Origin of the sequence: Ferrimonas sp., from assembly GCF_048263965.1 — a bacterium.
Lineage (GTDB): Bacteria > Pseudomonadota > Gammaproteobacteria > Enterobacterales > Shewanellaceae > Ferrimonas.
In genome coordinates this window covers 16,318-29,386 of the sequence record NZ_JBLXDO010000026.1, presented here as the reverse complement: position 1 = coordinate 29,386, position 13,069 = coordinate 16,318, and the positions used below count along the sequence as shown (strand labels likewise).

Genomic DNA, 13,069 nt, shown 5'->3' with positions numbered 1-13,069 from the left:
CCCCTTGATTCGTGATAACAACCGGAATCTTATTGAGCGTCCAGGAAACGCTCGGCGTCCAGGGCAGCCATACAACCTGTGCCGGCGGAGGTGATCGCCTGGCGGTAGTTGTGGTCCATCACGTCGCCGGCGGCAAACACGCCGGGTACAGAGGTGGCGGTGGCGTTGCCCTCAAGGCCGCTCTGAACCAGGATGTAGCCATCCTTCATCTCAAGCTGGCCTTCGAAGATCTGGGTGTTGGGCTGGTGGCCGATGGCGATAAAGGCGCCGTCTACGGTCAGTTCCTCGGTGGCATCGGACTTGGTGTCCTTGATGCGAACACCGGTGACGCCCATGTCGTCGCCCAGTACTTCATCCAGGGTACGGTCGGTGTGTAGTACGATGTTGCCGTTCTCCACCTTGTCCATCAGTCGCTTCACCAGGATTTTCTCTGCCCGGAAGCTGTCACGGCGATGGATCAGGTGCACCTCACTGGCGATGTTGGAGAGGTAGAGCGCCTCCTCCACGGCGGTGTTGCCGCCGCCGACAACGGCCACAGGTTTGTTGCGGTAGAAGAAGCCGTCGCAGGTGGCACAGGCGGACACACCGCGCCCCTTGAACGCTTCTTCGGAGTCCAGGCCCAGGTACTTGGCGCTGGCACCGGTGGAGATGATCAGTGCATCACAGGTGTACTCACCGCTGTCGCCTTTGAGGCGGAAGGGGCGGGTCTTCAGGTCCACCTCATTGATGTGATCGAACAGGATCTCGGTTTCAAACTTCTCCGCGTGCTCCTGCATCCGCTGCATCAGGCCGGGGCCGGTCAGCCCTTTCGGATCACCGGGCCAGTTCTCCACCTCGGTGGTGGTGGTCAGCTGGCCGCCCTGTTGCATGCCGGTGATCAGTACCGGATTAAGGTTGGCGCGGGCTGCGTACACCGCTGCGGTGTAGCCGGCGGGGCCGGAACCAAGGATCAGAAGGCCGCAGTGTTTTGCCTGGGTCATTAGAGTCTCCATCCATAAGCATATGCCCGGATTTTATGGGCCGGGGAGGCAAAAGAAAAGGGGGCCATTGCCCCCTTTTTTCGATTGCACTGTCAGGTTTTTTATCCAACCAGCAGGGAGCGTGGCTCGACGAACTCGAAGTTCAGGGCCTCGGCCACCTCTTCACAGGTGATCTTGCCGTCCATCACATTCAGGCCGTTCAGCAGGTGCTTGTCGTCCAGCAGGGCTTGTTTATAACCCTTCTCCGCCAGGGCCACAATGTAGGGCAGGGTGGCGTTGTTCAGGGCGAAGGTGGAGGTGCGAGGCACGGCGCCAGGCATGTTGGCCACACAGTAGTGCACCACGTCGTCGATGATGTAGACAGGGTCCTGATGGGTGGTGGGCTTGGAGGTTTCGGCGCAACCGCCCTGATCGATGGCGACGTCCACAATGGCCGCGCCGGACTTCATCTTGCTGATGTGCTCTCGGGTGACCAGCTTAGGGGCGGCAGCGCCGGGGATCAGTACGCCACCGATCACCAGGTCCGCTTCCAGCACGTGCTTCTCCAAAGCTTCTGCGGTGGAGTAGATCACCTTGGCGCGGTTCTCGAACTGATGGTTCAGGTCACGCAGTACGTTGACGTTACGGTCGAGGATGGTCACGTCGGCGCCCAGGCCAACCGCCATCAGGGCGGCGTTGCGGCCAACCATGCCGCCACCAATCACCACCACCTTGGCAGGTTCTACGCCGGGTACGCCGCCCAGCAGCATGCCTCGGCCCTGGTTGGACTTTTCCAGTGCCTGGGCACCGGCTTGGATGGACATGCGACCGGCCACTTCGGACATGGGGGCCAGCAGAGGCAGGCCGCCCTTATCATCGGTCACGGTTTCATAGGCGATGCAGATGGCACCGCTCTTAACCAGGTCCTCGGTCTGAGGCAGGTCGGGGGCCAGGTGCAGGTAGGTGAACAGAATCTGGCCGGGGCGCAGCATGGCACGTTCTACCGCCTGAGGCTCTTTTACCTTTACAATCATCTCCGCCTGGGCGAAGACCTGCTCTGCGGTGCCGAGGATTTCGGCGCCGGCGTTGATGTAGTCCTGATCGTCAAAACCAATGCCGCTGCCTGCCTGGGTTTGCACCAGTACCTGATGGCCGCGGCGGGTCAATTCCCGCACGCTGGCTGGCACCATGCCAACTCGGTACTCGTGGTTCTTAATCTCCTTTGGCACACCGATGATCATATTGTCCCCTTTTGTATTTTCTATTAATCCACAGGCGTAAGTATGGAAAAACTACCCCTGAATATGATTTTTTCGTGGCTATCGGGTGCGAATCAGTATATTATTCAGTCGGAAGTTTTTCTTCCGATATATTTGGGCATTATTAGGATAAAAACCCAACCAAGAAGGGAAAAGGAAGCACAAAATGGCATATAATAAGAAAAAGCCACTCAAAGAGTTGGACAGAATCGACCGCAACATCCTTAATGAACTGCAGAAGGATGGCCGCATCTCCAACGTTGAACTGTCCAAGCGCGTGGGTCTGAGTCCGACTCCCTGTCTGGAGCGGGTTAAGCGCCTCGAGCGCCAGGGTTTCATCCAGGGTTACACCGCACTGGTAAACCCCCACTATCTGGGCGCCTCTTTGCTGGTTTATGTGGAGATCACCCTCAACCGTGACTCCCCGGACGTGTTTGATAAGTTCAATCACTCCGTGATGGCTCTGGAAGACATCCAGGAGTGCCACCTGGTATCCGGCGATTTCGACTACCTGCTGAAAACCCGCGTGAGCGACATGTCCGCTTACCGTCAGCTGCTGTCCGACACTCTGCTGAAGCTCCCCGGTGTGAAGGACACCCGCACCTACGTGGTGATGGAAGAGGTCAAGCAGACCAGCCGGGTTCAGATCAGTCAGACCACCATCCCTGCCTGATCCTCGGGAAACCCCCAGCCAACAGTGCCTCCAGCGGAGGCACTGTTGCGTTTAGGCCCCTGTAAACCCCGCCAATAACTGTATAGATAACCATGCATCTGCCGCCATTGTCTGATATGGTAGGCTTCTCTATTGAATCTGCGAGAAAAAAAGGGTTACGCCTTGAGTGAGCAAGAGACTGCGACACGCACTCTAAACGGCATTCAGCGATTACTGGAACTGGGGTTAATTCTCTGTTGTGCCCTGGCTCTCTATCTCCTTGCCGCCCTGGGAAGCTTCCATCCGGCAGACCCGGGCTGGAGTCAGACCGCCTGGGACGGGCAGGTGCATAATACCATGGGGCGGGTAGGCGCCTGGCTGGCAGACCTTCTCTACTTCGCCTTTGGCATCAGTGCCTGGGCCATTCCGGTGCTGAGCGCAGGCATCGGCTGGTTGATGTTCCGCCGCAGCTACCGCCTGGGCGAGATTGACTACTTCTCCGTGGCCCTGCGCATTGTTGGCCTGCTGCTGATGCTGCTCGGATTCTCCACCCTGGCCTCCATTAACGCCGATGACATCTACTATTTCTCCGCTGGCGGGGTGATCGGTGATGTGATTCGTGATGCCATGCTGCCCTATTTCAACCTGATGGGCACCACCCTGTTGCTGCTCTGCTTTATTGGCGCTGGCTTTACCCTGTTTACCGGTCTGAGCTGGGTGACTGTGGTGGAGGCGGTGGGCGCTGGCGTCATCAAGGCGCTGCTGTGGCTCTGGGCCCTGCCGGGCAGATTGTTCAATCGTGACAAAGGGGATCAGGAGTCGTCCGAGGATGACATTCTGGCGGTGGCCAAGAAGCACAAAGAGCCGGCATTCAGCGGCGCTGCCACTCCGGCCTATGCCACCTCGGCCATCTCCGCGGATCTGGAGCGGGAAGTGGAGAGCGAGGATGAGCCTACCGACTGGCTCGACCGGGTGCCGTTCCTCTACCGTTTCCGTTGGTTTAACCGTTTTGTGGCCTGGTATGACGAGCGCCGTTACGGGCCGGAAGAGGCTCAGGATGAACTGCCCCAGCCATCCATCAAGGCTGAGCCCCAGGTGGATGCCGAGGCCCTGTTTGGTGCCCGAACCGAGCCGGTGATGGGAGCCGAGCCCCCACAGGATGAGCCGGTTGCGCCAGCTCTGACCCAGGAGCTGAACTCAGACCCGCATCAAGGGGGGCTGCTACCTAAGGCTGTTAAACCAGCCAGGGCGGTCAAATCGAAAGAGAAGGTCCAGCCTGCGGCAGCAGAGGCGCAGACAGAGGTCCAGACCCTGATGCCCACCCTGGAGCTGCTGGACAGGCCCAACAAGAGCAAGAACCCCATCAGTCGCGACGAGCTGGATCAGATCGCCCGCCTGGTGGAGCTGAAGCTGGCGGATTTCAGTATCTCTGCCCAGGTGGTGGACGTGCATCCCGGCCCGGTGATCACCCGGTTTGAACTGGATCTGGCCCCAGGGGTCAAAGTCTCCAAGATCACCAACCTGGCCAAGGATCTGGCTCGGGCCCTGTCTGCGGTCAGTGTGCGGGTGGTGGAGGTGATCCCTGGTAAGTCGGTGATCGGCCTGGAACTGCCCAACAAGCACCGGGAGATTGTCTATCTTCGCGACGTGCTGGGCAGCGACAAGTTTGAGCAGTCCAAGTCCAACCTGGCCATGGTGTTGGGACAGGATATCGCGGGTTACCCGGTGACCGTGGATCTGGCCAAGATGCCCCACCTGCTGGTGGCCGGTACCACAGGCTCGGGTAAGTCGGTGGGGGTCAACGTGATGATCCTCAGTCTGCTGTACAAGTCCACCCCGGAAGAGGTGCGGCTGATCATGATCGACCCCAAGATGCTGGAACTGTCGGTCTATGAGGGGATTCCTCACCTGTTGTGTGAGGTGGTCACTGACATGAAGGAGGCCTCCAATGCTCTGCGCTGGTGCGTGGGCGAGATGGAACGTCGCTACAAGTTGATGTCCGCCATGGGGGTACGAAACCTCAAAGGGTTCAACGCCAAGGTTCAGCAAGCCCGAGACGCCGGCGAGCCGTTGACCGACCCACTGTGGAGCGCAACGGACTCCATGGATGTTCAGCCCCCAGAGCTTGAGAAGCTGCCCTCCATCGTGGTGGTGGTGGATGAGTTTGCCGACATGATGATGATCGTCGGCAAGAAGGTGGAGGAGCTGATTGCCCGTATCGCTCAGAAGGCCCGGGCTGCCGGCATCCACCTGATTCTGGCGACTCAGCGCCCGTCGGTGGATGTGATTACCGGCCTGATTAAGGCTAACATCCCCACTCGCATCGCCTTCCAGGTGTCCAGTCGGGTGGATTCCCGCACCATCCTGGATCAGCAGGGTGCGGAGCAGTTGCTGGGGCAGGGTGACATGCTCTATCTGCCTCCCGGCACCGGCGTACCGATGCGGGTTCATGGGGCGTTTGTGGATGACCATGAGGTGCACCGGGTGGTGGCGGATTGGCGCGCCCGTGGCGAGCCTGACTACATTGAAGAGATCCTCGCCGGCGAGAGCGGCGGGGAACAGGTGTTGCTCCCTGGAGAGAGCGGCGATGCAGAGGGGGAAAAGGACCCCCTGTACGATGAGGCGGTGGCCTTCGTCATCGAGTCCCGTCGGGCGTCCATCTCCAGCGTCCAGCGTAAGCTGAAGATCGGCTACAACCGGGCGGCGCGTCTGGTCGAGGAGATGGAGCAGAGTGGGCTGGTGAGCCCTCCGGGCCACAATGGCAACCGTGAGGTGCTGGTGCCCGCCAGAGATTAGACAAGATGCCCAGGGGAGGGATTGGCGCAACACTCTCCAACTGAGGCATTACCTCCAGAGAGGAACTATGAAAAGAGTGATTTTGGCAGTAGCCCTGCTGCCTGCGTTGGCTCATGCCGGAGCCGAAGAGAACCTGAAGCAGAAGCTGTCGCAGCTGGAGAGCTTCCAGGCGGGCTTCAGCCAGCAGGTGTTTGATGACCAGGGAGAGCTGATCCAGGAGGGCGAAGGCCGTCTGGCGGTGAGCTCCCCGGATCGCTTCCGCTGGCAGTTGACCGCGCCGGAAGAGAGCCTGGTGGTGGCCGACGGCAGTGCCGTGTGGGTCTACGATCCGCTGATGGAGGCGGTGTCCGTCTATCGTCAGGATGACGCCATCGCTCAGACACCGCTGACCATACTGACCCGCACCGATGACCAGGCCTGGAGTCAGTATCAGTTCAGTCAGAATGATCAGTGCTTCGACGCCGAGCCCATCAGCGAAGAGAGCCACATCCGCCGTATGTCTGTCTGCTTCCAGGGCGACAGCATCGCATCCTTGGCGATGGTGGACAGCCAGGCGGTTCGCAGTGAATTTACCCTGTCCGGCTTCAGCTCTGAGGCTGTGTCCGCGGAGCAGTTTCAGTTCACGGCGCCCGAGGGCACCGAGATCGACGATCAGCGCGGTCAATGAGCAGCCTGAGCCTGGACTTTAGCCCGGATTTTCGTCCGCTGGCGGCGCGAATGCGCCCGGAGAAGCTGGAACATTACATAGGCCAGGAGCATCTGTTTGCCCCTGGCAAGCCCTTGCGTCAGGCCCTGGAAGCGGGCCGCGCCCACTCCATGATCCTCTGGGGCCCGCCGGGCACCGGCAAGACCACCCTGGCAGAGCTGGTGGCCAGCTACTCCAACGCCCATGTGGAGCGGATCTCTGCGGTCACCTCCGGAGTCAAGGAGATTCGTGAAGCGATCGCCAAGGCCAAGGAGGTGGCCCAGGCCCAGGGCCGTCGCACCCTGCTGTTTGTGGATGAGGTTCACCGATTCAATAAGAGTCAGCAGGATGCCTTCCTGCCCTTTATTGAAGATGGCACGGTGATCTTCGTTGGCGCCACCACGGAAAACCCCTCTTTCGAGGTGAACAGCGCACTGCTCTCCCGGGCCAGGGTCTATGTGATCAAGAAGCTGGACGCCGAAGCGATCAAGCGGATCCTCAGCGATGCCCTGGCCGATACGGACCGTGGGTTGGGCAAGCTCAACCTCAGCATGGCCGATGAGGTGCTGACCGCCCTGGCCGTGCTGGTGGACGGCGATGCTCGCCGCGCCCTGAACCTGTTGGAGCTGATGGCGGACATGAGTGAGGATGGCGTTCTCACTCAGGAGATGCTGACTCAGGTGGCCGGTGAGCCGGTGGCTCGCTTCGACAACAACGGCGACCAGTTCTACGACCTGATCTCGGCGGTACACAAGTCGGTGCGTGGCTCCAATCCGGATGCGGCCCTCTACTGGTACTGCCGCATCCTCGAAGGGGGCGGCGATCCCCTGTATGTGGCCAGGCGCTGCCTGGCGATCGCCTCCGAGGATGTGGGCAACGCCGACCCCAGAGCCATGGAGGTGGCCCTGAATGCCTGGGACTGCTTCCACCGGGTCGGCCCGGCAGAGGGGGAGCGGGCCATTGCCCAGGCCCTGGTTTATCTGGCGGCGGCACCCAAGAGCAACGCCGTCTACACCGCCTTCAAGGCCGCCCGGATGCGGGCGCGGGAAACCGGGCACCTGGAGGTGCCGGTGCATCTGCGCAATGCCCCCACCAAGTTGATGAAGGAGCTGGGTCACGGCGCCGAGTACCGCTACGCTCACGATGAGCCTGGTGCCTATGCAGCCGGCGAAGTCTATCTGCCGCCGGAGCTGGAGCAGGACAAGTTCTACCAGCCTACTGAGCGAGGCCTGGAGAGGAAGATCAAAGAGAAACTCAATCAGTTGGCGGAAATGGACCGCCAAAGTGGGAACAAACGCTATGAATAACCTTATTGCGGTGGCCTTGGGGGGCGCGGTGGGAGCGAGCGCACGTTATGGCACATCAATTCTTGCCCTAAAGCTATTCGGAACTGGCTTTCCCTTTGGTACACTGATCGTCAATTGCATAGGTTCTCTGATTATGGGGGCGCTTTACGCCTGGGGCGATGTCTCTAATCTATCCCCGACCCTGAAAGCGTTTATTGGTGTTGGCATGCTGGGTGCGTTAACCACCTTCTCCACCTTCTCCAATGAAACCGTCCTGCTGATGCAGGAAGGGTACTGGATCAAAGCCATGTTGAATGTATTGCTGAACGTAGGCCTCTGTCTTGCGATGGTGTTCTGCGGTCAGCAGTTGGTTTATGCACGACTCTAAATAGAAGCGATATGTTAGACAGCAAATACCTAAGAGCCGACATCGAGCAAACTGCCGAGCGTCTGGCTACCCGAGGCTACATCCTGGATGTGGCGCGTTTGACCAAACTGGACGAACAGCGTAAAGCGCTGCAGGTCGAAACTCAGGAACTGCAAGCTGAACGTAACAGTCGCTCGAAATCGATCGGCAAGGCTAAGGCCAATGGCGAAGACATTGCCCCGTTGCTGGCGGAAGTGGCCAGCCTGGGCGATAAGCTGACCGAGACCAAGGCAGCCCAGGACAAGCTGCTGGCCGAATGGGACGACATCGTTGCCGGCATCCCTAACCTGCCGGATGCGTCCTGCCCCATCGGTGCCGATGAGGATGAGAACGTCGAGGTAAGCAGCTGGGGTGAACCCCGCAGCTTCGATTTCGACGTCAAGGATCACGTGGACCTGGGCGAAGGTGTGGATGGGCTGGACTTTGCCTCCGCCGCCAAGCTGTCCGGTTCCCGCTTCATCGTGATGAAGGGCCAGGTGGCCCGCATGCATCGCGCCCTGGCCCAGTACATGCTGGATGTGCACACCACAGAGCACGGCTACACCGAGATGTACGTGCCCTACCTGGTGAACCCGGACAGCCTGCGCGGTACCGGTCAGCTGCCCAAGTTTGGTGAGGACCTGTTCCACACCGAGCAGCTGGAAGAGGATACCGATCGTCGTCTGAGCCTGATCCCCACCGCCGAGGTGCCGCTGACCAACATGGCTCGTGATGAGATCATCGATGCCAAAGCGCTGCCGGTGAAGATGACCGCCCATACTCCCTGCTTCCGCAGCGAAGCCGGTGCGTCCGGTCGTGACACCCGCGGCCTGATTCGTCAGCATCAGTTTGACAAGGTGGAGCTGGTTCAACTGGCCAAGCCTTCCGAGTCCATGGCGGCTCTGGAGCAACTGACCGGTCACGCCGAGAAGATCCTGCAGAACCTGAATCTGCCCTACCGTAAGGTGGTGCTGTGCACCGGTGACATGGGCTTTGGTTCCACCAAAACCTATGACCTGGAAGTGTGGGTACCCAGTCAAGCCAAGTACCGCGAGATCTCCTCCTGCTCCAACATGGGTGACTTCCAGGCGCGTCGCATGAAGGCGCGCTGGCGTAACCCTGAAACCGGCAAGCCAGAGCTGCTGCACACCCTGAATGGCTCCGGCCTGGCGGTGGGCCGGACTCTGGTGGCCATTCTGGAGAACTGCCAACAGGCGGATGGTCGCATTGAGATCCCCGAAGTGCTGCGCCCCTACATGGGTGGCCTGACCCACATCGGTTAATTCAAAGCACCCGTAATTCGATGAAAGCCCGGCCAAGTGCCGGGCTTTTTTGTGCTTGAGGCTAGGGCAATCGCTGTACTAAGGAGCTAAGGGTCCCGCTTCTCCAGCTGTTTCAGCCGCTGCCTCAGGGCAACCACTTCGCTGAGCAGGGCGGAGAACACCAGCACCATGATGGAGATGATGGAGAGTTCGCCACTGGAGTAACTGTCATAGCGCATCACCGTGTAGACCACGGCGGTCAGCAGAAGGACCAGGGTGGAGATCAGCATGGTGCGGCGCCTCTTCAGGGTGGATGCCATACTCTGATAATAGACGGCGATCACTCAGATAGCATAGGATCTCCAGTCAGTTAGCTCCAACCTCTCCCCGAGGTGACAGGCAGAAAAAGAGGCGCTTCAGCGCCTCTCGCCTGATCTGGCGTGACCCCAGCTTCAGAAGCGAACTTTGGCCCCCAGGTTCAGAGTTGTTCCCAGTCCTTTGGTGTTGTAGCCCCCATAGGTAAAGGCCTGGGAGGTGGCGGGGTAGTAGTCTTCATTGAACAGGTTTTCGACCCCCGCAAACATCTCCCAGTTCGCCAGTTGGTAACGTGCGCTGAGGTTGACCACGTCATAGCTGTTGACCGGCGCCTGATCGCCGACATATTTTCCATCGACAGGCTCAAACCGCTCTCGGTCTCCGACGTGCAAGTAGGTTAAGGAGATCTTGGCGTTGTCGACCGGTGCCCAGTCCAGATAGGCGGTTATCTTGGGCGCCGAAACCTGACGGGCCCCCAGATAGGTATCATTGTCTGTGTCTTTGCCCTCAACCCAGCTGTAGGTGCCTCCTAGGGAAAGGGCGCCATTGACCCTGTAGTCCAGGCTGGCTTCGTAGCCCCAGATCTTTTGCGGGGCTCGAACTGGCATGTAGACACCCGTATTGGGATCAAACTTATTGGAGGTTCCGAGTTCTGAGGTGCTTCGATAGGCGGCGAAGCTGAACAGCAGATCGTCAAACTGGCTGCTGAAGCCCAGCTCGTAGTTGTCGATGATGGACGCTTCGGTTCGGATGTCATTGATGTCAGACACGGTGGCGGTGCGAAGCAGTCGGCCAATGTCCGAGATGTCTGCTCCCTGGGAGTAGTTGGCGAAGGGGGAGAAGCGTTCATCAGCCAGGTATCTCAGGCCAAAGTTGTAGGTGGTGGCCCTGTATTCGAGTTTGCCTCCGGTGACATCCATTGGGATGGAACAGACGTCGGCACTGCGGCACAGCTTCAGGGTCTGATAGTCACCCACATCCAGGTCGATGCTCTCTTTACGTACCCCCGCCTTGACCACCCAGTCATCGGCGACGATCCATTTGGTCTGCAGGAAGAACGCCAGGTTGTTCATGTCCATTTCAGGCACCCAGATGCGATCATCGACCAGGGGCTGGGAGGTCACGTCGTTTAGCAGATCGGCGCCGTAGATGAAGGTTCCCTCGACACCGTCCCATTCCAGCTGGCTGTTGAAGGTTGCCCGAAAGCCGCTCTTTTCCGACTTGATGTAAGACTGACCACCGGCGTAACCCTCTTCCGGATTGGAGAGCACCGGGGAGTAGAAAAAGACGTTTTCAATCTTTTGCCAGTAGCCATCGACGGTCATCTCCGTGTTGGTGAATACCTCGAGATCACTGTATTGAAGCATGACGTTGTGGTTGCCACGGGGACCCTGGGGCTCCCCCGGGTTGGGGGTTCCTGTGGTGTTCTTGATGGCGTAGGTTTTCTCACCGGCGTTTATGTCCCCCACGACATCGACCAGATCCGCGTCGATCTGGGACTCATAGTAGTTGTAGGTCAGCCGCATCACCTTGTCGTCGTCCAACTGATAACCCAGCTTGGCAAAGTAGTTGTTGGCGACGCTGTCTGAGATGCCATACTTGGTCCCGATGATGTCTCCCTCTGCGTCCCTTTGTACCCCGTTTTCCTCTCTCACTGCTGACAGAACGTAGCTGAAATCGTCCACGGAGCCACTCAGACCGCCCTCCAGCCTGAACCCCTGGCTGTCTTCCAGCTTCACCAGGCTGGCCCGGCTGGAGAGGCCGAGTTCAACCTGGTTCTCCTTACCGGGCTTCTTGGTGATGTAGTTGATGATGCCACCGGCGGCGCCGTTGCCATAGATGGAGGTGGCGCCTTTGATGACCTCGATTCGCTCGATGACGGAAGGATCCAGGGTGCGGATACCCAGGCCGCCATTGCGTAAGGGGGTAGATTGGGGCACGCCGTCTATCATCACCAGGGCGGAACGTCCCCTCAGGGTCTGGCCAAAGTTACTGGTGCTGCCAGTGGAGGGAGCCATGCCCGGAACCCGTATCGCGAGCATGTTCTGCAGCTCCGAACTGACCTGCAGATCATCCTGTAACTGCTCAGCCGTCACTATGGTGATCGACGCAGGCACTTCATCAATGCTCTCGATGATTCGGCTGCCTGTGACGACGATTCTTTCGATGTTTTCCTCGGGTGAGGAGCCGGTTTCAGCGATGGCAGTGGCGGGAAGGGCAAGGGCGACGCAGAGGGCCAGGTAGGACTTATGCATTGAATACAACCTTAATGAGTGGTTAAGAAACTGCGCCATATTACTCAGGTGATGACTAGATGCAAATGAGAATGATCACGATTCGCAACAATGTAAATCCACATTTAAAGTAAGAGAAAAGCGGATTAGAACAGTCATTTAGTCAAAAGTGGGCGATTTTGGAGCGGGATGAGGTCCATTATTGGCAAGTCGGGTCATCTGTTGCCTTCGGTTACAACTATCAACTGTTGCTGAACGTCCATGGATGGTATAGATCTCTTTTTATGTCAGTTTTCCCCCAAGTGCCTCGAGCTGCTATGCCCATGTTCGCCAAACCGCTGCAGGCCCTAGCCCTGGTTCTTATGATTTGGACGGTCAACCTGTCGGTGCTGGCCAGCCAAGGGCTGGAGGAGGCGATGCATCATCATGAGGCTGGCGCGCCCTGTGCCCACGCCCTGCTGATTGATCTCTGGTTTCAGGCTGCCGGCCTTACCGCGGTTACCTGGCCCGCTTCGGTCCCCGGTCTGGCTGAGGGGGCATCTCAGCGTCGTGTGCTGCCTCAGCTTGCACTTCAGAACAGGGGCAACCGCGATCCACCGATTGCTCTGTCATGAATTCACCCTTTTTAACGATTCATAGACGGAGTTTCTCTATGCGAAGCAAAACAGTGCTGGGGCAGTTCGCTCTGCTGATTGGCTTATTTCAGCTGCCGGTGAGTGCTCTGGCGTCGGACCCTGAAGGTCACCATCATCATGAATTTGAGGAGCATCAGGCCCACCTGCATGGGGCAGGTCTGTTGACCCTGGTCCAGGACCAGCACCTGGTGCAGGTCAGCCTGGAGGTGGATACCCACTCTCTGTGGGGCTTTGAGCATGCACCGGCCGATGAGAGCCAGTGGGCTAAGGTGGAGCAGGTGATGACTCGGCTGGAGCAGGGGCACGCCTTGTTCAGCTTGAACGACCCGGCTCAATGCCGCCCTGATGGGGTCAACCTGAGCCGGCCTGAAGGGCTGGATAACCCTTCGGAGCATGGTCATATGGAGTTGGAGGTCAGCTGGCAGTGGCGCTGTGAGGCCCCCTCGGCCCTGAATCAGCTGGAGGTGGGATTGTTTGCCCAGTTTCCTGAGCTGCACTCGTTGACGGTTCAACGCCTGACGGCGCAAGACAGTGGTGGAGGCCAGCTCGATCGCCAACACACCACCCTAAGCTGGTAGGG

The 13,069-nt window shown here is 58.9% G+C and carries 12 protein-coding genes; 8 read left to right on the top strand and 4 right to left on the bottom strand.

Annotation, left to right across the window (positions count from 1 at the left end; translation table 11 throughout):
* Positions 1-29 precede the first annotated feature (29 nt).
* Together trxB and ald are read right to left on the bottom strand one after the other, a co-directional pair.
* Positions 30-980: a thioredoxin-disulfide reductase gene (gene trxB / locus ACN0RV_RS17535; RefSeq protein WP_417349633.1), complete on the bottom strand. Its 951-nt coding sequence runs from the start codon at positions 978-980 to the stop codon at positions 30-32.
* Positions 981-1,081: 101 nt separating this feature from the next.
* Complete coding sequence (gene ald / locus ACN0RV_RS17530; protein ID WP_417349632.1) at positions 1,082-2,200, bottom strand: alanine dehydrogenase; 1,119 nt, start codon at positions 2,198-2,200, stop codon at positions 1,082-1,084.
* A 184-nt stretch (positions 2,201-2,384) separates the two neighbouring features.
* Here ald and lrp point away from each other — a divergent pair, with 184 nt between their 5' ends.
* From lrp to serS, 6 genes are all read left to right on the top strand, one after another.
* Positions 2,385-2,891, top strand: coding sequence for a leucine-responsive transcriptional regulator Lrp (lrp, locus tag ACN0RV_RS17525; protein ID WP_286342228.1), 507 nt, complete (start codon positions 2,385-2,387; stop codon positions 2,889-2,891).
* Positions 2,892-3,053: 162 nt separating this feature from the next.
* On the top strand, positions 3,054-5,666 hold the full coding sequence (locus ACN0RV_RS17520; protein ID WP_417349630.1) for a DNA translocase FtsK 4TM domain-containing protein: 2,613 nt from the start codon (positions 3,054-3,056) through the stop codon (positions 5,664-5,666).
* A gap of 67 nt (positions 5,667-5,733) precedes the next feature.
* Positions 5,734-6,333: an outer membrane lipoprotein chaperone LolA gene (lolA, locus tag ACN0RV_RS17515; protein ID WP_417349628.1), complete on the top strand. Its 600-nt coding sequence runs from the start codon at positions 5,734-5,736 to the stop codon at positions 6,331-6,333.
* Positions 6,330-7,658, top strand: coding sequence for a replication-associated recombination protein A (locus ACN0RV_RS17510; RefSeq protein WP_417349626.1), 1,329 nt, complete (start codon positions 6,330-6,332; stop codon positions 7,656-7,658). Before lolA ends, ACN0RV_RS17510 begins: the two co-directional genes overlap by 4 nt.
* Positions 7,651-8,025, top strand: a complete 375-nt coding sequence (gene crcB / locus ACN0RV_RS17505) for a fluoride efflux transporter CrcB (protein WP_417349624.1) — start codon at positions 7,651-7,653, stop codon at positions 8,023-8,025. The genes ACN0RV_RS17510 and crcB overlap by 8 nt, the downstream gene beginning before the upstream one ends.
* Before the next feature lie 11 nt (positions 8,026-8,036).
* A complete protein-coding gene (gene serS / locus ACN0RV_RS17500) occupies positions 8,037-9,326 on the top strand; it encodes a serine--tRNA ligase (protein ID WP_417349622.1) in 1,290 nt (429 codons plus the stop codon).
* Positions 9,327-9,412: 86 nt separating this feature from the next.
* On the opposite strand, the gene ACN0RV_RS17495 is transcribed toward serS, so the two are convergent.
* Positions 9,413-9,625: a hypothetical protein gene (locus tag ACN0RV_RS17495; RefSeq protein WP_417349620.1), complete on the bottom strand. Its 213-nt coding sequence runs from the start codon at positions 9,623-9,625 to the stop codon at positions 9,413-9,415.
* 132 nt (positions 9,626-9,757) lie between these two features.
* On the bottom strand, positions 9,758-11,875 hold the full coding sequence (locus tag ACN0RV_RS17490) for a TonB-dependent receptor (RefSeq protein ID WP_417349618.1): 2,118 nt from the start codon (positions 11,873-11,875) through the stop codon (positions 9,758-9,760).
* A gap of 296 nt (positions 11,876-12,171) precedes the next feature.
* Here ACN0RV_RS17490 and ACN0RV_RS17485 point away from each other — a divergent pair, with 296 nt between their 5' ends.
* Entirely contained in the window at positions 12,172-12,468 is a 297-nt protein-coding gene (locus ACN0RV_RS17485; protein ID WP_417349616.1) for a hypothetical protein, read from the top strand.
* Positions 12,469-12,506: 38 nt separating this feature from the next.
* On the top strand, positions 12,507-13,067 hold the full coding sequence (locus tag ACN0RV_RS17480) for a ZrgA family zinc uptake protein (RefSeq protein ID WP_417349614.1): 561 nt from the start codon (positions 12,507-12,509) through the stop codon (positions 13,065-13,067).
* Positions 13,068-13,069: the final 2 nt, after the last annotated feature.